Source organism: Microcoleus sp. bin38.metabat.b11b12b14.051 (assembly GCF_013299165.1).
Taxonomy (GTDB): Bacteria; Cyanobacteriota; Cyanobacteriia; order Cyanobacteriales; family Microcoleaceae; genus Microcoleus.
This window is the reverse complement of the sequence record NZ_JAAFKD010000024.1, coordinates 17,213-41,266: the sequence shown is the minus strand read 5'-3', so window position 1 is coordinate 41,266 and position 24,054 is coordinate 17,213. Positions and strand designations below refer to the sequence as shown.

The window sequence follows — 24,054 nt, the reverse complement described above, 5'->3', positions numbered from 1 at the left end:
AATTTAGTAAGGATTCGCAAAAATTCAAAACTCTTTCATCTCTCCAACGCAGCCCCCTACCCCCATACCATTTAACCAGATCCCCGCGAAATTACCCAGTATTCGGTCTATATCAGTATAATTACTGAGATAGCTAGGTAATTAAAAATTCAGAATTTTTAATTTAAAAATTCAGTGCAGTCCGGTTGATTAGCAGATAGAGGTTGTTTGGGTATTTAGGGCATTACCCCACAGGGCAAAGGGTGACAAATCAAACTAAACTCAACAAAAGAAAGTTTAGACTTTCGATTAACTTTTTAACTTTTATTCGGCTTCAATTGTGATCGCACTCGAATTAGACAGATTTTATAAAGCCTGCAACCCGAGCAAGACCCTGGTCGCAGGAGACCCAGGAGATTATCAATACTACATCGATTTTGGTTCCGTACGGGGCGGCAAAATCATTGAATCTTTACAGCGAACCATCACCCGGATCTCCCCCGACCAGCCAACCTGTCAGCTATTTACAGGACATATCGGCTGTGGCAAATCTACTGAATTGTTTCGACTCAAAGCTGAGCTAGAGCAAGATGGTTTTTGCGTCGTCTACTTCGAGTCTTCCCAAGACTTAGACATGGGCGATGTAGACATCAGCGATATTTTGCTGAGCATTGCTCGCCAAGTCAGCGAAACGATGGAATCCGCCAGAATCAAACTCAGACCGAGCTACTTTACCAATCTGTTTGCAGAAGTGGCAGAATTTTTGCAGACTCCCATAGATTTGTCAGCGGAAGCCGAGTTATCTATAGGCATTGCTCGAGTTACTGCTAAAACTAAAGATTCTCCCAAACTGCGATCGCAACTCAGGCAATATCTCGAACCCCGCACCAATAGCATATTGCAGTCGATCAACGAAGAACTCCTCGATCGAGCTAACGCCGAACTCAAGCACCAAGGCAAAAAAGGACTCGCAGTCATCGTGGACAACCTCGATCGCCTCGACCCTTCGGTCAAACCCAGCGGACGCACCCAGCCAGAATACTTGTTTTTAGACCGCGGCGAACAGTTGAAAAAACTCAATTGCCACGTCGTCTATACGATTCCTCTGACTTTGATTTTTTCCAACGACTTTGGCCGTCTCGCCAGTCGATTTGGAGTCAAACCCAAGGTGATGCCGATGGTACCAGTGCAAATGCGATCGGGCGAGGATCACATCGAAGGAATGGCACTGTTGCGGCAACTCGTATTGGCTAGAGCTTTCCCCACAGTTCCTCCGGCTCAACGCATCAATTTGATTACTAAAGTATTTGACTCTCCCGAAACTTTAGACAGGCTCTGCCGGATTAGTGGTGGCCATGTTCGCAATCTACTGATGCTCTTGTATAGCTGTTTGCAGCACGAAGATCCCCCCTTCTCTCGCGAATGCCTCGAAAGCGTTATTCAAGAATATCGCGATGACCTTTTGGGAGCCATCAATGACACGGAATGGGAACTGCTGTTTCAAGTCGTCAAGCGACAAAGTGTAACCGGCGAAGAAGAATCTCAAATCTTGTTGCGGAGTATGTTTGTTTTTGAATACCGAGATCAAGAAGGTCGCTGGTTTGGTATCAATCCAGCCCTAGCAGAAACCAAAAAATATCAGGAGTGGCAGCAGCGCGCTCACCAAAAATAGTGAGGATTTTTGAGCTGGTGAGAGCGACTCTCAGAACCCTTTGTTCCTGTGACCGCAGCAACTGTTTAACACCATTTATTCAAAATAATGCAACGGTTGGCGAGTTCAAAACCACGAGCTTCTTCAGTCATTCCTAATTCTTGCATCTTAATGGAAAATAGAAAATGCAAAGCCTATAACTTTTAATTGACTGCTCGCAACTCGGAACTCGTACAATCTATTACAGGCATCAGTTAGCGGTTATTGTCGCTGGCTGATTTTTGTTGACTTGTGGCTGCACGCCACGTATTTTGTGGTGGCATCCACATTTGACACCAGCTAGGACTTGCCCCAATCTCAACTCTCATATCTGCAATGCCAGACCCCCTATTTCTATTTTTATCTGTTGCTATTAGTCTCAAGTAACCTATCTATATCGACAAGTTGATTGCTTTTTTGCTTAATAAGTGCTACACATACATCTGAGTTATTTGCTAACAGCTATTTTCTGGTATTATCCTAAATTTGAGGGTCGGATATTGATGGTCTGTAGCAATTTATCTGTAGCCGAGTAAAAAATCTATAAGGCTGCCTTTAAGTTTTACTGCCAAGTCTCGCATTCTCTGAGATTGAGAGCTATGATGTGTTTAGATTAAACCTAGTGACTATGTAGGTATTCATAGGAGAAGGACAAAAAACTACGTATTCCTACAGATATAAAGCGCCAGACAGATACGGGTATCTCTCAGTAGATACGGTTTCATTCAGGCTCTGCGATCGTTAGGTAATTGATTTCTGCAAAAGGGGTGCACGCATGACCGATCTGCTTAAACTACAAGAAACTGCCAGGTACAACGAGCGATCGCTCAAAACTCTGGTACGCTCGATCACGATGTCTCAACAGCAATTCTCGCTAATTTTGGTGCGGTGCAACTACGAGCAGTTGCGCCAGCACATAGCACAGCGCCTGCGAGAAATGTCCCCAGTTCCAATTCAAGATATCGTCCTGCCAGCTTCAGTCAAAACTCTCTACACTACCCTGCGGGCAAATACTTTCCCCAGCGGGTCTTCGCCTGTCGGTTCTGCCTCGGCTGTGATGGTATTCGGCTTAGAAACAGTAGTAGCGATCGACGAACTGATGGCCTCTACAAATCAAGTGCGAGACGAATTTCGCAAAAATTTTTCCTGTCCAGTCATTTTGTGGGTAACAGATGACATCGTGAATAAAATGATTCGTCTGGCTCCGGATTTCAAAAGTTGGGCCGCCGCCACCATAAAATTTGAAATGGCCGTTGACGAATTAATTAATTTCCTCACGCAACGCGCGGATACCATATTTAAAGTAGGCGAAATCAACCAAGAACTGGGGGGCAGCACCGCTGGCACTAGCCCCGTCTTTGCCGCCGCCGGAGAAACCGACTGGGACAAACGCCCCACGGAGCGGGAAACCCTCGCCGGAGAACCGTTTCTCACCCTGAGAGCTCAACCCCAAAACGAACGAGCATCAGATGTCAGTTTTTATTCGCCTTTGAGTCCTGGCAATACCCTCGATTTGGCGATCGGCTCTTTGTCGCGTCGAGAACTAGAATTAGCTTTAAAAGATCTGCACAATCGCGGTCAAGAACTAGAACCCGCCCTCAAAGCCAGCCTGCAATTCGTTCTGGGTCGAGATTACTATGTCAGCGACCAAACCGAAACCGCCTTAATTCACTACCAAGAAAGCCTAGCATTTTGGCAGCAGCAAACCGGCAACTGGGAACTGGCAAACTGGGAATATTCCGAAAACCGACCAACTTTCTCCTCTTGTTTGTCGAATCCTGTCCCCAATATTTTATTTTTAGAGAGAGAAGGGATCGTGCTGTTTCACATAGCTTTGTGTCACCGCCTGCAAGCAGCGCGCAATCCCGTAGCCAACCGCCACCACTGGGAACAAGCTTGGATTAGCCTGGAACAATCTAGAAATGCTTTCTCTCTTGCAGAGCGCCCGGAATTGGTAGCTGAGGTGACAGCACACCTGGGACAAGTGCTGCAACGCCTGAAAGCTTGGGGAGAGTTGCAAGCATTAGCGGAAAACTCTTTGCAGTTGCACTTCACTTACGGTACTCCCAGCCAACTAGCTCAAGATTACGGCTTTTTGGCAGAAGTTGCGCTGCAAGAGTCGAGATGGAGTCAAGCCCGCCAGCTAGCCGAGTTGGCTTTGGCAATTTTGGATCAAACCCCTAACGATTTGAGATTGCTGATTGAAGATTTGAGATTGGGGTTTGAGGGAAATTATCCAGAATTTGTAGGTACTAACGAGTCGAGTAACGATCCCAAATCTAAAATTCAACATCCCAAATCCGATCGCAGTTCGTATCTGTTACTGTTAGCCCGAAGCTTGCGACAGTTAGGCCAGTGGGAAGCGGCGGTGCATTCTTTAGAATTGGCTCAAGTTCAAAGCGAGCCGAAGTACGATCCCCGCCTTTACATTGATATTTTGACTGAACTGCAAGCGGTTTATTTTGAGCAGGGAGAGTATCTCAAAGCTTTTCGGATTAAAAAAACCCAGCGCTCGATCGAGTATCAATACGGATTTAGAGCTTTTATCGGAGCTAGCCAATTGCAGCAGCAGCGACAAGCGGTCAATCCTTCGAGCCCGTCAGCTCAAAATCAAGCGGCGATCGCAGCGTCGATGACAGCTTATTCGCGCCAAAAAGACATCAATAAGTTGCTCGAAAGAATTAGCCGGGACGACCATAAATTAACTATTATTCACGGGCCCAGCGGAGTCGGGAAAAGTTCTCTAGTCAACGCCGGCTTAGTACCTGCTCTGAAAAATATTACTCCGGGGGCGCGCGATACCTTGCCCGTAGTAATCAAAGTTTACAGCGACTGGCTGGTGGAATTAGAAAATGCTTTGAACGGCGCACTGCACGACAAACAAGCCGAAGAAGAAAGGAAATTAATCGCCAAAGGAGTACAGGAAATACACAAAAAAAGTTGCTCTGTTATCCCCGCTCGCAGCTCGGAAACTTCTTCTTTTATTATAGATCAATTGCGCGACAATGCCGAAAATAATTTGTTGACAGTGCTGATTTTCGATCAATTTGAAGAATTTTTCTTTGTATCGACCTCAGTGGCACAAAGACAGCTTTTTTATAACTTTTTGCGCTTGTTTTTGAACCTGCCTTATGTCAAGGTAATTTTGTGCTTGCGCGAAGATTATTTGCACTACTTGCTCGACTGCGATCGCTTCCCCGACCTCGACGCCATTAACAATAATATTCTCGACAAAAGCATCCGCTACCAACTGCGGAGTTTTTCGCTCAAAGATGCGCGGGCTGTGATCGGACACTTGACAGAACGGGCGGAATATTATTTAGATCCGGCACTGATCGATGCCTTCGTGGCAGATTTAGCAGACGAACTGCAAGAAGTGCGACCGATCGAACTACAGGTGGTGGGAGCGCAACTGCAAGAAGAAGGAATTACAAGTTTATCACAATACCAGCAATTGGGCGACAATCCCAAAGCAGAATTAGTCAAGCGATCGCTCGAAGGAGTCATCTCGGACTGCGGCTTGGTTAACGAAGACGCAGCCTGGAAAATCTTGTTTTCCCTGACAGATGAAAGAGGAGTGCGCCTGATCAAAACCAAACACGAACTCTCGTTAGTGACAGGCCAGCAGCCCGCAGAGGCGGCAGAAACTGAATTGTTGGCGACCGGAAACAGGGGCAGAATTCCGCTACAGCTAGAGTTCGCAAAACAACCTGAAATCGCACCCAATAAAACCGACAATCTCGAATTAATTTTAGACATTTTAGTCGGGCACGGATTGTTATTTTTGCTGCGGGAAGCGCCGGAAGACCGCTATCAATTAGTACACGACTATTTAGTGCGGCCGATCCGCCAAAGATTTGGCTTAGAAGCCAGACTGCACAAAGCAGAAGCAGACAAAAAGATGAGTCAAGCACAGCTCTACCGAGCGAATACTTTTCTCAAACAAATGCTGGGAGTAGCAGCGATCGGAGTCATGCTGCTAACCAGTTCCACCATCGCCGCCGTCAACTTTTGGTGGCGGGCAGTCGGTCAAAAACAACTAGCTGTCGCTCAAACTCAGCGAGCCGAAATCAGTACCTTAACCGCAGCTTCTGAAGCTCTTTATTTCTCAAACAACAAATTTGACGCCATGATGGAAAGTTTGAGAGCGGGTAAAAAGTGGAGACAGATCGAACACTCCCAGGAAATGCACACGCTCAAGGACACAGAAATTTTGATTTCTGCCGCCCTCCAGCAGGCAGTTTATGGGGTCAAAGAACTCAACCGGTTGGAGGGACACGGCGATGTAGTTTGGGGTCTGAGTTTCAGTCCTGACGGTCAAACAATAGCTTCTGCCAGCGTGGATAAAACTGTCAAACTGTGGAAGCGGGACGGCACGATGCTGGCAACTTTTAAAGGTCACACTAACAGCGTGGCTTGTGTGGCGTTCAGTCCAGATAACAAAACTATCGCCTCGGCAAGTTTAGATAAAACTGTCAAACTTTGGAAAACTGACGGCACAATACTGGCAACTTTGACAGGTCACACTAACAGCGTTACTAGCGTCACTTTTAGCCCCGACGGTCAAACGATCGCCAGTGCATCTAGAGACAAAACAGTCAAACTGTGGAAAAGTGACGGTACGTTGCTCAGAACGATCGAACAACAAGCTCCGGTAAATTGGCTCAGCTTCAGCCGCGACGGCAAAAGCGTCGCTGTAGCCAGCGATGACGGTAGTGTAAAACTGTGGAGTTCTGACGGCAAGTTAATCGCGACTCTGTGGCACAGCGAAAACAAAAAACCCTTGAAAGTTTACGCCGTCAGTTTCTCGCCCGACGGTGAAACCATCGCCACTGCTGGAGAAGACACGACGGTAAAAATCTGGAACATCGCTGCACTCAAACACCCTGGAACCAAAAAATCAACAAGGGCTAACGGCGAACTGCTAGCAACATTGCGGGGTCACAGCAAGTGGGTATTTGGTGTCAGTTTCTCTCCCGACGGACAAACACTGGCTTCTGGAGGTGCAGATGGAACTGTCAAACTTTGGAGTCTGACTAATGTTGGTGACAAACGCCCGACCGATGCTAGCAATATTAAACCGGAAAGCCGCTTGTTGAGAACTTTTGAGGGACACGCCGATCGAGTTACTCAGGTAAGTTTTAGCCCCGATGGTAAAACCTTGGCTTCAGCAAGTTTTGATAAAACTGTCCGGCTGTGGCGCCTCGATGATGTACCGCTCAAAACTCTAGACGGACACCAAAACCGGGTGCAAAGCGTTACTTTCAGCCCCGATGGCCAGCTACTGGCTTCTGCTTCAACAGACAAAACCATCAAAATCTGGAGCCGCACGGGACTTTTGCTCGAAACCTTGGAAGGACATACTCAGAGAGTCTCCAGCGTCAGTTTCAGTCCCGACGGCCAGCTACTGGCTTCTGCGAGTTATGACAAAACGGTGAAAGTCTGGAACCTCAAAGAAGATCGGATTAAGAATATTCTGCCTTGTCCTTCGGCTCCGCTGTTCCCGTGTTCGCCCTCTGTGTTGTTGACTCTCGAAGGCCACGCCGACAGCGTGATGAGCGTTAGTTTTAGTCCCGACAGCGAGATAATCGCTTCGGCGAGCAAAGACAAGACGGTGAAACTGTGGACGAGAAACGGCAGGTTGATTAAGACTTTGACGGGACACAAAGGTTGGGTGACTGGGGTGACATTCAGCCCCAACGGAGAAATGCTGGCTTCTGCGAGCGATGACGGTACTGTCAGACTCTGGAATCGGGACGGTGGTTTGCTGAGGACTTTTGAAGGGGCTCACAATAGTTTTGTGTTGGGGGTGGCTTTTAGCCCTGATGGTAAAATGCTGGCTTCGGCGGGTTACGACAATTCGGTGAAGCTGTGGAAGGTTGACGGGACTTTGGTAGCGACGCTGCTCAAGGGTTCTAGTGACAGCGTTACTAGCGTGAGTTTTAGCCCGGATGGTTTGTTGGTGGCTTCGGGCAGTTACGATCACAAGGTGAAGCTGTGGAGCCGCAGCGGAACGTTGCTGAAAACTTTGACCGGTCACAGGGATAGCGTGATGAGCGTGAGTTTTAGCCCGGATGGCAAGGTTCTGGCTTCTGCTGGGCGCGACAATCGCGTGATTTTGTGGAATTTGGATCTGGACGATTTGCTGGTGAGGGGCTGCGATTGGGTGGGGGATTATCTCAGAACTAATCCTAATGTGAGCGATCGCGATCGGCGTCTCTGTGATGGGGTGGCGACCAAATCTCAGCTTTAGGTGATGGGACATGAAGCAAGACCTAACGGCTGGAAGCTCAGCAACGGCGGGAGGAAAAGCAACCTCTCCGGGTCAGACACTACCCCGCCGTTGGTTGCAGCGCCTTGTTAGGCTCAGTGGCCGGACAATGGAAGTGGACAGATTTCCATGACTTGAATCAAGCCATGCTCAATGGTGAAGCGATGACCAACCTGCTCATCAGCAATCACGCTTCCAGCCAGATCGCGCACGACCTGATGCACATCGACTAAAATCCGCCCGCCCTCCTCTGGGTGAAAGGCAATCGGCTCCACATTCCCATTGATCTCGCTCCATTGCTCCGTCCAGTAAGCGCGGATTTCTTCATGGCCACGGACAAAACCGCCTTTGAACGCTCGCGGCCAAGCCACGTCAGGAGTCATTGTGGCGAGGGCGGCGTCAATATCTCGCGCGTTGAAGGCAGCGTAGGCCGCGCGTAGCAGTTCAATTAGGAGTGCAGATTTATCTGGCATAAGAGCTGTGGTGAAGGACATACAGCAGGGCTTAACAATTCTTATTCTGAACGCTTCGGCATAAGACCGCAGCGGGTGAGATAGATCCCATGATTCTGCATAACACCATAACACCTTAATGTGGGGCTGATGCCGACTCTTTCGGCACAATAGGGCTGTTTTTGAGTTGTTCGGCAATCATCCGTCCTCCTCTATGCCTCACAATACATATTTTGCACCTCTTGTCAATGCGTAAGTCCTAGAATATTCAAGCCTGGGTTTGGTATCAATACTCCAAACTCAAAACTATTTCCCCTTCCGCTTGTTCTCGGCTTCCTGTAAAGTAAATAATTGTAAAGAAATATGAGTTTTATCTTATCCTCAGGTTAAAACCACCAGCTAACCTTCACAATTAAGACCCAGATTAGAAGTTCCTATGTCACAGTTTTTTCCGCGCCAATTCCTCGCCTCTGCTGTCGCCTTGTTTCTGGCTTTGTCGGTGTGGACGATCGCACCTGCGGCCCATGCTTTCAACAACCCCGATTTGTTGCCGCAAGTTCAGACGCCGATTATTGACTTAGCTAAAGCCCTTACGGATATTGAAGAAGAGGGACTGGCCAAAAATTTAAACGCCTTTGAAGCCGAAACAGGTTGGAAGCTGCGAGTGCTGACTCAGTACGATCGCACGCCCGGTTTGGCTGTCAAAAGTTATTGGGGCTTGGATAATAAAAGCGTGTTGCTAGTTGCTGACCCCCGCGGTGGCAATTTGCTGAATTTTAATGTGGGCGATGCACTGTATCCGCTGCTGCCGCGCACTTTTTGGGTGGAACTGCAAACCCGCTACGGTAATCAGTTTTTTGTGCGGGACAATGGCGAAGATAGATCGATCATTGAATCTTTGGAGTCGATAGAAGGCTGTTTGCGTCAGGGCGGGTGCCGCGTGGTTCCCGGTTTGCCTAGGGAACAGTGGGTGCTGACTTTAATTACATCGGTGCTTGGCGGCGTGATCTGCGGGTTTGCGGCTCAGCCTCGGAAACCGGGACAGGGTGTGGCTTGGCAGTGGGCGCTGATTTTTTCGCCGCTGTGGGGGATTCTGTTTTTGGCTTTCGGACTTGGGCCTGTGGTAACTCGGACTTCCGACTGGCTGCCTGTGGCTCGGAATGTGGCCGGTTTTGCGATCGGGGCTTTGGTAGCATTTTTGACTCCAGTATTGGGCAAGTCTCCTTCAGAGGAAACTTAGTTTTTTGGGAGTCATTGGTCATTCGTCATTAGTCATTCGTCATTAGTCATTCGTCATCAGTCATTGGTGTGATACCAATTTTATAAAGATTTGCTAGAGATGAACTCTTAGCCCCCCCTTAGTAAGGGGGGGTTGGGGGGGGTGATTGCATAACACTACTTTAGAAAAATGGTGTGATTCTTAGAAACCGGGTTTTTTAGGGAATCTGGGGGCTACAACCAGTTAAATCGTCAAAAAACCCGGTTTCTGGGCCGCGCGCTCAAGTCCAAAGAAACCGGGTTTTTTGGGTTTTTCTGGGGTGTGCAGCGAAGTTAGCTCGTGCAAAAACCCGGTTTCTGCCCCCGGCGCCAGTCTTGAGATGATTGGTGGGCTACCAAAAGTGCCAAAAATCCGCTCTAGACAAATAACTAATGACCGATGACTAATGACTAATCGCTAAAAGCTGGTAAGCTAATACCTAACAATTCACAGGCGACAGCTCTCCAACAAATGGAATGGCACGTAAGCGATGCCCAGAGTCTGGGATTAATTGATAACGAAATTGGCGACCACGGTTTTTCTGCGGCGGAGTATGAAATAGTCCGCCGTGTGATTTATGCGACTGCTGATTTTGAGTACAAGTCTTTAATTAGTTTTTCCGATCAGGCTTTGCAAGCCGGGGCGGCAGCTTTGGCTGCTCGAACTACGATCGTGGTAGATGTGCCGATGGTGCAGGTGGGGATTACGCCACAAATTCAAACTACCTTTGCGAATCCGGTTTACTGTTCGATGGAGGCTTTGACGCGCCCTCAAAAGGAACGGACTCGGGCGGCTTGGGGGATTGAAACTTTGGCCAGACGCTATCCTGAGGGGATTTTTGTGGTTGGCCAGGCTCAAACTGCTTTGTCGGCGCTGGTGGATTTGATTGAGGCGGAGGAAATTCGGCCGGCTTTGGTGATTGGGACTCCTTCTGGGTTTGTTGGGGTTGACGTGGCTAAGTCGCGGCTGCACGATTCGATGATTCCTCACATTCGGATTGAGGGGCGCAAGGGTTCTGCGGTGGTGGCTGTGGCGATTGTTAACGGTTTGGTGGATTTGGCTTGGCAAGCCTACGGCCAAGAGGGTAACAGTTGATGCTGTTTGCTACGGGAATTGGGCGGGCATTGTTGGCACCGCCCGCACAGGAATTGGTTTATTTGCAATTTACAGTGTCATTGCCAACGAAGTGAAGCAATCGCAGTAGACTTCCGTCTTAACCGCTTTGTGAGGTACGTCGCTACAACAGTTAACAGTTAACAGTTAACAGTTAACAGTTAACAGTTAACAGTTAACTGTTAACGGTGCTTGATTTTTGGTAGGATTTTCTTGAGTTGTCCGATCGCCCATACGGCCATCCACACGCCAAATCCTGCACCGAGGCTAATCAGCAACACCAGTATAAATGACGGGATTTCGATGTTGCTCAATGGAAAGTAAAATTTGCGATCTGGCGGATCTTGTTTGATCAGATAAGGGGCTACACTGGCTACTATCGCCACAAATCCCAAAGTTGAACCTACTGTTTGAATGGTTGCTTGTAATTCTGTATCGCGACGGGCTTCTTCGATCGCCACTATGCCCCTAATTGCTTCCATCGCATTGTCTAGGGAACCTGTACCGTGTTTGAAGTAAGCTAGATCGGCTGTGATCTGTTGTTGAAATCGCGGGCAGGTTTCTTTGCTGAATAATTTTAGGAATTTCAAATCGGCATCCCTATCATTATAATTTTTTCGGGATTTGATGTCAAGACTTATTTGATTTAATTTATCTTGGTAATTTTTGGCGTTAATGGCGATCGTATTTTGGCGAATTTCCAAATCCATCAGCCATCGGGCATACTTAACAGCGCGGGGAGGCATTTCGATAATCTGACGTGCGAGATATTGAAATTTCTCTGCTGTTAAACCGGCATCCTTCGATTCTCGCTGATCCGCTTCGTCATCGTCGAAATACTGCTGAAAAGTTCTGTCAATATGCTGTTCAATTTGTTCGTATTCCTGGCGGATTTCGGAGTAGTAGGCGCGGCTTTCTTGGTAGGCGCGGATGACTTTGTGGCGGTACAAGAATAAATCTATAAAATCAGTGTACCGCAAATCCCAGATATCGCTGGTTGTTTGACTGTTGAAAAACCAAATCAGAATATGTCCGAAATCATCTGGGTAATTGGGATCGCCGTATTCCAGAATCGGACTGCCGAATAATTCGCCTTCACGGTACAATTCTGGTAGGACTTCGCCGGAAATCAAAGATTTAAGACATTGTTGACCTAAATTTTTGATAAACTGGGAATCTTGCTCTGCTTCTGCTTTTTGTGGTTCGTTTAGCCAAGCGGTAAGCAGCAGAGTTTGACCGAAATAACTGTTAACTGAGTTTGGCAGCAAGCAGTTGTCGGGATTGAATTCACCGAAGATGCTAGGATTGACATTAGGTGTGTTAGTGCCGTTAGTTTTTTCGGGGACGCGAAGGTTGAAGGCTAAGGCGTAACTGTCAGATATTCGCAGCGGTTGGGCAAATCCGGCGAGGGAAAGCGGCTGATTGTCATGTTTGATTTGTTTGGCTAAAAATAGGGAACCGCGATTGTTGACAGCAGTTTTGATAATCAGGTTGACGCGGCGGCCTCGCGGTTGGTCGGTTCTGTTGTAGAGTAAGTTTGTCTGGTTAAATTCGGCATTAATCTTGAGTTTTTCTTGGAGTATCTCGTTGCACTTTTCCCAGAGGAGTTGCGGATTGCTATGGGGAGTTGAGGTTGCGGGTAAGGTTGGTTGTTGGGAGTTGCTAGGATAATTTGAGTCTGATGATATGGTGTCCCAAACGTGGAAGGCGAATAAATGAACGTTTGGGGCGTATACTTGGTTATTTGGATTCATTATTTGTATCGCGAGTATTGAGCGCGCCCGGTTGTTGTCCTTTTTTGTAAGCGTCCATGATAGTTTTAGGTATGATTTTGGTAAGATTTTCTAGAGGTGGTAGTGTGGTTGGAAGGGCTTCGCCCGGATCGGAGATTTCTCGCACACTTCTTCTTAATTCCTCTCCTAGACTGTTCTCGGCACACCATTTGCTGATAATCATGGCAATGGAAAACGAATCATCATCTGCCGCGGTTGCTATTTCTGCTGCTAAACTTGGTAAATTTGCCCATGCTGTCTGATTAAAAGTATTCTGCTTGTCGTGCAGCCATTTCAGCAAGATAGCGATAATTTTGTCAGCATCCATAATATAATCCTCCGTTAATAAAATGACAAGTTCGTAGTGAGGACTTTAGTCCTTCATCAGGTTCGTAGTGAGGACTTTAGTCATTCATCCAGGTTCGTAGTGAGGACTTTAGTCCTTCATCCAGGTTCGTAGTGAGGACTTTAGTCCTTCTTCCAGGTTCGTAGTGAGGACTTTAGTCCTTCTTCCCAAAGTCTTAACGGACTGAAGTCCGTACTACGAACCTATTGGAATGCAAGTCCTTCATCCAGGTTAGTAGTGAGGACTTTAGTCCTTCTTCCCAAAGTCTTAACGGACTGAAGTCCGTACTACGAACCTATTGCGAACCTATGGTAATATTTTACCTTAAATTTTGTGTTTCCCCCTAATATCCCGTAGCAAAGAAAGCTGCCCAATACCACGGCTTCGAGAATGGCTGTTTCTCTGTCGATGCCATTACCCACAGTTGAGCACTTTGTCGGGATTTTTTATCTAAATTTAATAATTCAATCCAACTCGTAAACTCCTCGCGGGTGATGGCGCGCATCCAGTTTTGCGTGGCATTTAAGGCGAGGGCTACTGAAACTTGTGGTAGCAATTCCTGGTAAAACTTGATCATGAATATAGCTGTGGCAAAATCATCGACTTTCCATAAAGTGCTGACAACATTCATACTCCCAGCATACAAGAAGCCGCTGGGTAAACCAATGTATTCATCTGTCATCGTTGTTGAGTCGGTTAACCCGGTTTCGCAGGCGGAGAGTGTGACAAGATTGCACTGCGATAACTCTAGTTTGGCAAAGATTTCTTCTAAGGTGAGGCATTTTTCGGGGATGACTGTTTTGCCGCTTCGCATTCTCACATAACGTGCAGTTTCGGGCATATCCTCTTGAAGCCCCCCCTTAGCAACGGGGGATTGCGTGGGGTTAATTTCTGAATCTGTCGCAATCTCATTCTCTTGAAGCCCCCCCTTAGCCAGGGGGGGTTGGGGGGGGTTAATTTCCGAGGCTGATTCTATCTCATTCTCTTGAAGCCCCCCCTTAGCAAGGGGGGGTTGGGGGGGGTTAATTTCCGAGGCTGATTCTACGGAACCGGCTAAGGCTAATAAGGATAGCAGCGGATTGTCAAAGTTGAAGACTCCGTGACAGGAAAAGTGGATATAGCTGGCGTTTGATAGGTTTTTGACGTTTTCGGTGAAGGCGATTTTGGTGGCTTGGCTTTTGATTAAGATGTCGTGGGGATTGAATCTTTGTTTGATGGTTTCTACTTCCATGTCGGCGTTGGCTAAGTCTTCGGTGGGATTCTGAATCGCAAATAATGGTTGTGATTCGGGGAGGATTGATGCGCGGGTTTTGAGGCGGTTTTGGACGAGTTGCAGTAGTTGCAAGCTGGGGGCATATTTTACTCCGTTGGGGAAGCAATCTAGCAGGTTTTTTGTAGGGGCGGTGCCCCCGTGCCCGCCCTTATTTTCCAATGTGAATGGTAGGGCGTGGAGGGGGAAAAGGTGCAGGTAACGGTGGGGGACTAGGATTAATTGATCGCAATCTTTGGGGATTTGGGCGACTATTTGGTTGAGGCGCAATATTTGGGAGAGTTGTTGCAGTTTTTGGGGTAAGCTGTTTTGCCAGATTAGGTTGGTTTGTTTGTCGCCGCGATATTCGTTGAGATATTCGTCTTTCCAGGTTTCTAATTCGGTTGTTTGGGCGCAGGTGATGGGGATTGATTGTATTTTGTTGTGGGTGATGATGAAGCAAGATCCCCCCCAGTCTTGGGAGTTGAAGTTATCGGGTTTGCCGATGTACCATTCTATGATGGCGGTTTTTTTGTCTAATGTTTGCTGGAATTCGGTGATGTTTAGGGGGGCGACTTTTTGGGTTAGCTGGAATTCTGATTCTCGCTGTTTGAAGGGTTCGAGGAATTCGGCTAGTTGCTGCAATGCTGTTGCTAAGTTGTCTGTTTGTTGTTGTTGCGATTCGGGGGTGAGGGTGCGGGTTTGAGTTGTGCGTTGTGTGTCTGAGTCTTCGGGAACCCCCCCCGGCCCCCCCTTGGTAAGGGGGGGGAGAAAGAGGGGGAGTTGAGTCTTCGGGAACCCCCCCGGCCCCCCCTTGGTAAGGGGGGGAGAAAGAGGGGGAGTTGGTGTTGGTGTTTCTAGGGATTGTTGGGCGGCGGCGATTTGGCGGCGCAAGTCTCGAAGTTGTTGTTTTTGGGGTTCGGTGGCGGTTTTGGGATAGATTTCGCTGTTGGTGAAGAGTTCGACTAGGTAGCGGGATTTGCTGCGTTCTACGGTTTGGACTGCTTTGTGATATTGTTGGTGGTTGATGCAGGATTGCATCATTTTTTCGTAGATGTTGAGGTTTTCTTCTATTAGTTCTTGTTTGCGGGTTAGGGATGTTACCCATTCGCGACTTTGTTCGACTGCTTCGATCGCTTTTTCGTAGCCGAAGATGGCTGTTTCCCACAAGCTTTCGTCAAATCCTAAATTGCCTAGGTTTCGGCCTGTTTCTAGACAGCCAAGGGGTAAGGTGGTAGGAGTTCGGAATTCTAAAGCTGCTTTATGAGATTTAATCGCCCTTTCTAAATTATCACCCCTGTCTCCCTTGATTCTGTCACTGTAAGCTTCTCCCAAATTATTTTGAGTCATAGCCCAATCTTCGGGAAAAGCTGTGCGGGTGTAAACTTGTAAAGCAGCTTCTAAAAGGGCGATCGCCCTTTCTAAATTATCACCCCTGTCTCCCTTGATTCTCTGGCTGTAAGCAGTTGCCAAATTATTTTGAGTATTTGCCCAATCTTGGGGAAAAGCTGTGCGGGTGTAAACTTGTAAAGCTGCTTTATAAAAGCCGATCGCCCTTTCTAAATTATCACCCCTGTCTCCCTTGATTCTCTGGCTGTAAGCAGTTGCCAAATTATTTTGAGTCATTGCCCAATCTTGGGGAAAAGCTGTGCGGGTGTAAACTTGTAAAGCTGCTTTATAAAAGCCGATCGCCCTTTCTAAATTATCACCCCTGTCTCCCTTGATTCTGTCACTGTAAGCAGTTGCCAAATTATTTTGAGTCATTGCCCAATCTTCGGGAAAAGCTGTGCGGGTGTAAACTTGTAAAGCTGCTTTATAAAATTTAATCGCCATTTCTAAATTATCACCCTTGTCTTCCTTGATTCTGTCACAGTAAGCATTTGCCAAATTATTTTGAGTCGTTGCCCATTTTTCGGGAAAAGCTGTGCGGGTGTAAACTTGTAAAGCAGCTTCATAAAAGCCGATCGCCCTTTCTAAATTATCACCCCTGTCTCCCTTGATTCTATTACGGTAAGCAACTGCCAAATTATTTTGAGTCATAGCCCAATCTTCGGGAAAAGCTGTGCGGGTGCGAACTTGTAAAGCTGCTTCATAACAGGCGATAGCCCTTTCTAAATTATCACCCCTGTCTCCCTTGATTTTGTTACTGTAAGCAACACCTATACTATTTTGAAACATCGCCCACTTTTCTGGGTAAGCTTCGTGGGTAAAAATAGTTAATCCTATATCCAGACAAGCGATCGCAATCTCTATGTTGCTTCTGCGACTGCCTTGCTGAAGACTTGAAAAATTATTATTTAAATTGTATAAAATCTTGGCACGAGTTTCTGCTTTGTCTGCATCCAACTTTGGCAGTGTTTCAGTTGCCCACTCTCGTAAATATTGGGCAAATTCATCGTCTAATAATTCTATATTGGCTTGCAGGATAGCGGTTCGTTCTTCGCTGGGACAGGTGAGGAGAGATTCAATTAGGGTGAGATAGGCTTGGCGGCGTGCTTGGTTCATTTTTGAATACCCATGTTTGTTGAATTTTACATTTTTTGTGGGGGGAAATCAAGATTGGCAGCGGATTTTGTAGCGGATTTAGCGGATGAATTGGGGGTTGGTTGCGGATGTTTTGGGGGTGTGCGGTGGGTGGCTGGGGTTGGAGAAACGGGGTTTTTCTGGGGATTTGGGGTTTTTGGTGAGTATTGGGGAGAAAAACCCGGTTTCTGGGTGGGCGGCTGGGATGCGGTTTCGGTACAGTTGGGTGATGTCGCAATTGATTTTAGGTTGTAGCATTGATGTTGAAGGTTAATTAGAGGCAGTGAATCATGAAAAGAAGTACGATCGCACCAGCATTTATCCTCGCCGGCGCTTTGTTGGTTGGCGGTTTGTCTGCTTGTGCACCACCCAACGCCCCGGAGGCTTCCGAACCCAGCCAGACTAAGGCAGATCCCGTAAGTTCATCGGAAATCAAGCCGGATGCTACTGCTTCCAAAGATGCTAAGCCTGATGCGACTAAGGCAAATCCAGCAGTAGCATCGGAAACCAAGCCGGATGCTACTGCTTCTAAAGATGCTAAATCTGATGTGGTGGCTGCAAATTCGACAGATACCAAGAAGCCGAAGATGTCTGATGCTGAACGGGCACAGAAGCGCAAGGAAGTTAGTCAAAAACTCGCTAAGGTGTTAACGGCTGAGCAATATAAAAGCTTGAATGCTAAGCTGAAGTCTGGTGAAAAAATGCGTCAAGCTTTGACAGAAATTAATCTCACTGCTGAACAAAAGCCAAAAGTTAAGGCTATTCTCAAGGAGGCTTATCCTCGCGCTGCACAAAACATTCAAAAATCCTCGGAAACTCAAGCTAAGTAATGCTGTGATTGGCAGTTTTGGGCGATCGCATTTATAGGTTGATTGCGGCGTGAAAACTATGACGGGGTGTTGTTGAATGCTCACCCTATCATTGTTTTTACGGTTGGCATAAATCTTTGATATGGTCAGTTAACCGCAGATGTTTGGCAGATAAACACAGATGAACGCAGATAATTTTAATGTGGGAAAGTGAATCAGGATTTACGCATAGATACCAAAGAAACCGGGTTTTTTGCTAAATTTAAGGGCCATAACGAAATATTATCGAAAAAACCCGGTTTCTGAACACCCGCGCGTAAGTTATATCAATGCGTCAGGCACTCACCATAGGGTGCATCTCACTTTTGAAGAGGGCGAAGCATGACCGCATATAAGTTATTAGTTACAATCCCATATTGACTGCGGTCATGCTTCGCCCCTACAAACATATTTGCCTTCATTGAGATGCACCCCTCACCATAACTGTTATTAAAAGTAAGACTTATTTTTAGAGGAGGTTTGGATGCTGGAAGAAATTATTAGTGACAGTCGGAATGGCACTCACCCTAAAGTTAGTGATGAAGATATGAAGCTGAATGAGCAATCAACTGATCAGGTTGAAATTGTTGATGAAGTTCCGCATAATGTTGTTCCTGAAGTTGCTCTGGAAACTACAAAGTTAACGGAAACTGAACCTATAAATAATGCTGTAGTAGCAGAACATAAGCCTAAAAAAGTGCTGGCAAAAAAGCCAATTGCACTGTTTTTGTTGATGTTGTTGGTAGTTGGAGGTTTGGGATTTTTGGTTTGGCAGCGGGCTACTGCTCCGAAAGTGGAAAAGGCGAGCCGCCGCGGTGGTAAAATGCAGGTGACTCCGGTAATGGTGGCGGCGGTAACTAAGAAAACTGTGCCGATTCAGTTACAGGCGATCGGCAATGTGCAATCTGGTGCTACTGTTTCTGTTACTGCACAGGCTAGCGGCCGGATTACTAAGGTTTATTTCCAGAAAGGGCAGGAAGTTAAGAAAGGTCAGTTGTTGTTCTCGATCGACGATCGCTCTCAAACTGCTTCGATCCAACAAGCTCAAGGTATTGTAGCAAAAGACCGCGCCCAAGTACAACAAGCGATGTCAAATCTTGCTAAGGATCAAGGGATTGTGGAACAAGCTAGGGCGACTCTGGATAAGGATAGGGGAATTGTCGAACAAGCTAGGGCGACTTTGGAAAAAGATCAAGGTGTTGTCGAACAAGCGCGAATGACTCTGGCGAAGGATAAGGGAGTTGTTGAACAAGCCAGAATTACTTTGGAAAAAGACCAAGGTGCTGTCAAACAGGCGATCGCCACTTTAACAAAAGATCGAGCGCAATCGCAATATGCTGCCGCCCAAAGTCAACGTTATGCAGAGCTCTACAAACAAGGAGTTGTCAGTCAAGATCAAGCCGAACAATATGCTACCAGCAGTCGGGCGGCGGCGGCAACGGTTGAACTTGACAAACAGGCGATCGCAAATGCGGAAACTGCTGTTAAGAGCGATCGCATCGGCATCACGAATGCGGAGGCTGCGGTGAAAGGTGACGAGGTGGCGATCGCAAATGCCGAAACTGCCCTGAAGAGCGATGCGATCGGAATTGAGAACGCTCAGACGGCGGTGAAGAGCGATTTGGTGGGGATTGAGAATGCTCGGGCTGTCGTTGAGGGCGATCGATCTGCGATCGAGGGTGCTCAGGCTAGTGTAAGCGCTGACGGCGGTAGTTTGCAAAATGCTCAGGTGCAATCATCCTATACTAAGGTGTTTTCGCCGATCGATGGACGCGCCGGCAACATTCTAGTTACAGAAGGCAATGTGGTGCAGCAAAACAGCAACCAACCCTTAGTAACCATCTCGAAAATCAATCCGATTCAAGTTGCCTTTTCGGTTCCAGAGTCCAACTTACCAGACATCCAAAAATACTCAGAAAACGGCAAACTAAAAGTTGATGTCACCTTTGCGGGAAATAATCAACCAATCTCAGGCACTTTGTCCTTTGTCAACAACACGGTTGACAACGCTACAGGTTCAATTCAACTGATTGGTGATTTCAATAATTCCGACGGGAAACTGTTTCCTGGTCAATTCGTCAATACTACATTAACATTAAGTCAAGAACCAAATGCGATCGTAGTTCCATCGCAAGCAGTACAAACCGGGCCGAAGGGACAATTCGTATTTGTCGCACAGTTCGACGATACGGTGGATAATGTACCTGTGGTTGTCGGGAATACCATCAACGGTTTGACTGTGATCAAAAAAGGTTTGAAGGCTGGTGATGATGTTGTGATCGATGGACAAGCTAATCTGGTTGATGGCGGCAAGATTGTGGTTAAAACCGCAGATGATGTTCAGGATAATTCTGATTCTACCAAGGGCGATAAGTCTGATACATCTGGGGATAAAAAATCTGGCGGTGATTCCAATTCATCGGGAAATAAGTCAGGGAAATCGCGCCAGAATCCGTAGGTGATTGGAGATTTAAGAATTGGGAATGATTAAATAAGATTACATTCATTCCCAAATAATCTGAAAAAACATCTGCGTTAATCCGTGTTTATCTGCCTTGAATCTGCGGTTCTTCTTGTGTTTAGGCGAAAATCAAAGTTTAATTGATTTTGGTTGGATCGGAATTATTTAACCGCAGAGAACGCAGAGGACACAGAGGAGAGAATAGAATAGAGAGATGAATTATTCTGATTTCAACTGTCAACTGTTAATCCGTGTTTGTCTGCCTTAAATCTGCGGTTCTTCTTGTATTTATCCAAAAATCAAAGTTTATTAAATAATCTTAGTTTTGGTTGGATCGGAATTATTTAACCGCAGAGAACGCAGAGGACACAGAGGAGAGAATAGAATAGAGAGATGAATTATTCTGATTTCAACTGTCAACTGTTAATCCGTGTTTGTCTGCCTTAAATCTGCGGTTCTTCTTGTATTTATCCAAAAATCAAAGTTTATTAAATAATCTTAGTTTTGGTTGGATCGGAATTATTTAACCGCAGAGAACGCAGAGGACACAGAGGAGAGAATAGAATAGAGAGATGAATTATTCTGATTTCAACTGTCAACTATCAACTGTCAACTGTCAACTGTTATGATGAATCCTTCAGAACTATTTATCCGCCGTCCAATTATGACTACGCTGGTGATGGCGGCGATTCTTATCTTTGGTTGGATGAGTTATCGACTGCTACCAATTAGCGATTTACCCAACGTCGATTATCCCACAATTCAAGTTAGCGCTTCCCGCCCCGGCGCTAGCCCGGAAACAATGGCTGCATCTGTCGCGCGCCCTTTAGAAAAGCAATTTTCCAGCATCGCGGGACTCGATACGCTAACTTCAACAAGTACCAGCGGCGCAACTCAAATTACTCTGCAATTCAACCTCACTCATAATATTGATAATGCGGCGCAGGATGTGGAAGCGGCAATTTCCTCAGCATCCGGCCAAATGCCGAATGATTTACCAAATCCGCCGACTTATAGTAAAGTTAATCCCGCCGACGGGCCGATTCTTTATCTTTATCTGACTTCCCCAACTTTGCCGCTTTCAGAAGTTGATAGCTACGCCCAAACTTATCTCGCGCAAAAGCTTTCAACTATCAATGGTGTGGCGCAAGTGCAGATTTATGGTTCCCAAAAATACGCCGCCCGAATTCAACTCGATCCGCAGCAGTTAGCCGCGCGACAAATTGGCATTGATAAAGTGCAAACTGCTATCCAACAAGGTAATGTCAATTTACCTACGGGTAGCCTTTCTGGTAGTCATAAAAACTTTGCAGTCCAAACCAACGGACAACTGAAAGATGCTGCGGCTTTCCGCCGTTTGATTGTCACCTATAAAAATGGTCAACCTGTTTATCTCGAACAATTAGGGCGAGTGGTTGATAGCGTAGAAAATACTAAGGTTGCTAGCTGGTATAATAACGATCGCGCAATTATCCTTACAATCCAGAGACAGCCCGGTACAAATACTGTCGAAGTGGTTGATACGATTCAAAAATTGCTACCCAGTTTACAAGCCCAGATGCCAAGTTCGATCGCACTTGGCGTCATGTACGATGCGTCTCAATCGATTCGCGAGTCTGTCGATGATGTCCGGTTTACGCTGGTTTTGACGATCGTCCTAGTCATCTTAGTCATCTTCGTCTTTTTACGCAACCTGTCAGCAACCGTCATTCCCAGCTTAGCGCTTCCGGTGTCACTGATCGCAACCTTCGGCGTGATGCACCTGTTCGACTACTCCCTGGATAACTTGTCAATGATGGCGCTGACGCTATCGGTGGGCTTTGTAGTCGATGATGCGATCGTTATGCTGGAAAACATCGTCCGCCACATCGAAGCCGGAGAAACCCCAAAAGAGGCGGCGCTAAACGGTTCTAGGGAAATTGGTTTTACGATTTTATCGATGACGCTTTCCTTGGTGGCGGTGTTTATTCCAATGTTATTTATGAGTGAGTTGTTGGGGCGGTTGTTTCATGAATTTGCAGTCACGATTGCTGTTTCAATTCTGGTTTCCGGCTTTGTCTCTTTGAGTTTGACACCGATGTTGTGCAGTCGTTTTCTTCGCCCTGTCAATCACGCCAATCAAAGCAAACTCTATCAAGCTTCCGAGTACGTATTCGACAAAATCTTGAGCTTGTACGATGGGAGTCTGAAAATAGTCTTAAAATATCACCGCACCACGATGATTTTATCATTAGTTATGGTGTTCGCCACAGTTGGATTATTTATCGCAGTTCCCAAAGGCTTTATTCCCAGCCAAGATACCGGACAAATTACTGGGATTACCCAAGCCGCGCAAGACGCCTCCTTTGATGAATTAGCGCGCCACCAGCAAGCCGTTGTCAAGGCTATTCGGGAAGATCCAAATGTGGAAGCAGTCAACTCGAACATCGGGGCGGGTGCGAGTGCAAATGGAGGCGGGGCGGCGGTTGCGGGGAATTCCGGCAGTTTGTTCATTCGGCTAAAAGCGCGATCGCAGCGAGAGATGGGTGCGGATGAAATTGTGCAGAATTTGCGATCGCAATTAGCAGAGATTCCGGGAATTCAAGTCTTCTTACAAAATCCTCCCGCCATTCCGCTTGGTACGCAACAAAGCACGGGATTGTACCAACTAACGCTGCAAAGTTCGGATGTTTTACCGCTGCGAAAATACGTGCCGCAACTGGTAGACAAAATGAAAGCCATGTCAGAAATTCAGGATGTAAACAGCGATTTGCAGATGACTTCCCAAATCAAAGTAGATATCAATCGCGACAAAGCCTCAGCCCTAGGAATCACCGCCAGTCAAATCGAAAATACCCTGAGAAATGCCTACGGCGCTTACCAAGTTTCCACGATTTACGGCGCGAGTAACCAATATCAAGTTATTTTGGAACTCGAACCGAAATATCAACAAGATCCGAATGCTTTAATGCAGCTTTATATGGCGACAACTGCGACTGATGCTTCGGGAAGTCAAACGCAAGTACCGCTAGCAACCTTTGCGACAATCTCCCAAGGAGTCGCGCCACTAATTATCAGCCACGTCGGGCGGATGAATGCTGCGACAATATCCTACAATCTCGCCCCTGGTGTCGCCCTGGGAAGTGCCAATAGTGCGATCGACCAAATCGTCAAATCCGTGATTCCCGACAGCATCACGACGAATTATCAGGGCGCTAGTCAAGTATTTCAGAGTTCCCTACCGAGTTTAGGGATATTATTGGCGATCGCAATTCTCGTCATCTATCTCATCCTGGGAATTCTGTACGAAGATTTCATCCATCCGATTACCATCCTGTCAGGATTACCTTCAGCGGGATTTGGCGCATTGCTAACACTGATGTTATTTGGCGTTGAGCTCAACATTTACTCATTCATCGGTATCATCTTGTTGGTAGGGATAGTCAAGAAAAACGGGATTATGATGGTCGATTTTGCGATCGAATCCCAGCGGATGGAAGGGAAACAACCAGCAGCAGCAATTTATGAAGCGTGTTTAGTGCGCTTCCGGCCGATTATGATGACTACAATGGCGGCATTAATGGGTACTTTGCCGATCGCGCTAGGAGTTGGTGCGGGCTCGGAATCTCGCCGCCCGTTAGGAATTGCGGTTGTCGGCGGACTTTTGTTTTCACAAGTATTGACATTATATCTCACGCCCGTATTTTACATCTATATGGAATCATGGCGCAAGAAGCTTAAGGATGTGAAATTTGGGCAAGTTTTTTATGTAAAAGGAGGGCGGTAAAAATAACTTTTCTTCAGAATACCGGGCGAATAGAATTCGCGTCTACACAAACAAAACCCGCCTCCGCGGGTTGAATACCAAACGGTTAAAATCATGTTATTTCTTAAGTCCGCGGAGGTGGTCGCTGAGCTTGTCGAAGTGCGGACATCGTTTGTATAGTCGCGGTTTCAACCGCCGTCTTATCCCAAACATATTGTCTTATGAACATATCAGAAATCTCTCAACGTTTCTCAGAATACCGGGCGAATAGAATTCGCGTCTACACAAACAAAACCCGCCTCCGCGGGTTGAATACCAAACGGTTAAAATCATGTTATTTCTTAAGT

General features: G+C 46.7%; 12 protein-coding genes. 8 read left to right on the top strand and 4 right to left on the bottom strand.

Annotation, left to right across the window (positions count from 1 at the left end; translation table 11 throughout):
* The first annotated feature begins 319 nt into the window (after positions 1 to 319).
* Both QZW47_RS22180 and QZW47_RS22175 read left to right on the top strand, forming a co-directional pair.
* Entirely contained in the window at positions 320 to 1,651 is a 1,332-nt protein-coding gene (locus QZW47_RS22180; RefSeq protein ID WP_293131482.1) for an ATP-binding protein, read from the top strand.
* 793 nt (positions 1,652 to 2,444) lie between these two features.
* Complete coding sequence (locus QZW47_RS22175) at positions 2,445 to 7,922, top strand: AAA family ATPase (RefSeq protein ID WP_293131479.1); 5,478 nt, start codon at positions 2,445 to 2,447, stop codon at positions 7,920 to 7,922.
* Positions 7,923 to 8,035: 113 nt separating this feature from the next.
* On the opposite strand, the gene QZW47_RS22170 is transcribed toward QZW47_RS22175, so the two are convergent.
* Positions 8,036 to 8,413, bottom strand: a complete 378-nt coding sequence (locus tag QZW47_RS22170; RefSeq protein WP_293131476.1) for a nuclear transport factor 2 family protein — start codon at positions 8,411 to 8,413, stop codon at positions 8,036 to 8,038.
* A 415-nt stretch (positions 8,414 to 8,828) separates the two neighbouring features.
* Here QZW47_RS22170 and QZW47_RS22165 point away from each other — a divergent pair, with 415 nt between their 5' ends.
* Together QZW47_RS22165 and QZW47_RS22160 are read left to right on the top strand one after the other, a co-directional pair.
* Positions 8,829 to 9,632 carry a TPM domain-containing protein gene (locus QZW47_RS22165; protein WP_293131473.1) on the top strand — a complete coding sequence of 268 codons (804 nt, stop codon included), beginning with the start codon at positions 8,829 to 8,831 and terminating at the stop codon, positions 9,630 to 9,632.
* A 489-nt stretch (positions 9,633 to 10,121) separates the two neighbouring features.
* Entirely contained in the window at positions 10,122 to 10,745 is a 624-nt protein-coding gene (locus QZW47_RS22160) for a precorrin-8X methylmutase (protein WP_293131470.1), read from the top strand.
* 200 nt (positions 10,746 to 10,945) lie between these two features.
* Here QZW47_RS22160 and QZW47_RS22155 read toward each other — a convergent pair whose 3' ends face one another.
* The 3 genes from QZW47_RS22155 to QZW47_RS22145 form a co-directional block, all read right to left on the bottom strand.
* The gene (locus tag QZW47_RS22155; protein ID WP_293131468.1) at positions 10,946 to 12,517 is read right to left on the bottom strand and encodes a hypothetical protein; all 1,572 of its coding nucleotides are present in this window, start codon (positions 12,515 to 12,517) and stop codon (positions 10,946 to 10,948) included.
* A complete protein-coding gene (locus QZW47_RS22150) occupies positions 12,504 to 12,863 on the bottom strand; it encodes a hypothetical protein (protein WP_293131465.1) in 360 nt (119 codons plus the stop codon). Before QZW47_RS22150 ends, QZW47_RS22155 begins: the two co-directional genes overlap by 14 nt.
* Before the next feature lie 361 nt (positions 12,864 to 13,224).
* The gene (locus tag QZW47_RS22145) at positions 13,225 to 16,635 is read right to left on the bottom strand and encodes a CHAT domain-containing protein (RefSeq protein WP_293131462.1); all 3,411 of its coding nucleotides are present in this window, start codon (positions 16,633 to 16,635) and stop codon (positions 13,225 to 13,227) included.
* Between the two features lie 85 nt (positions 16,636 to 16,720).
* Between QZW47_RS22145 and QZW47_RS22140 the strand changes: the two genes are divergently transcribed.
* The 4 genes from QZW47_RS22140 to QZW47_RS22125 all read left to right on the top strand — a co-directional run bounded on the left by QZW47_RS22140 (position 16,721) and on the right by QZW47_RS22125 (position 23,728).
* Positions 16,721 to 16,927: a hypothetical protein gene (locus QZW47_RS22140; protein ID WP_293131459.1), complete on the top strand. Its 207-nt coding sequence runs from the start codon at positions 16,721 to 16,723 to the stop codon at positions 16,925 to 16,927.
* A 16-nt stretch (positions 16,928 to 16,943) separates the two neighbouring features.
* The gene (locus QZW47_RS22135) at positions 16,944 to 17,483 is read left to right on the top strand and encodes a hypothetical protein (RefSeq protein ID WP_293131456.1); all 540 of its coding nucleotides are present in this window, start codon (positions 16,944 to 16,946) and stop codon (positions 17,481 to 17,483) included.
* Between the two features lie 502 nt (positions 17,484 to 17,985).
* On the top strand, positions 17,986 to 19,959 hold the full coding sequence (locus QZW47_RS22130) for an efflux RND transporter periplasmic adaptor subunit (RefSeq protein WP_293131453.1): 1,974 nt from the start codon (positions 17,986 to 17,988) through the stop codon (positions 19,957 to 19,959).
* A gap of 628 nt (positions 19,960 to 20,587) precedes the next feature.
* Positions 20,588 to 23,728 (top strand): efflux RND transporter permease subunit, encoded by a 3,141-nt coding sequence (locus QZW47_RS22125; RefSeq protein ID WP_293131450.1) that lies wholly within the window; start codon positions 20,588 to 20,590, stop codon positions 23,726 to 23,728.
* Positions 23,729 to 24,054: the final 326 nt, after the last annotated feature.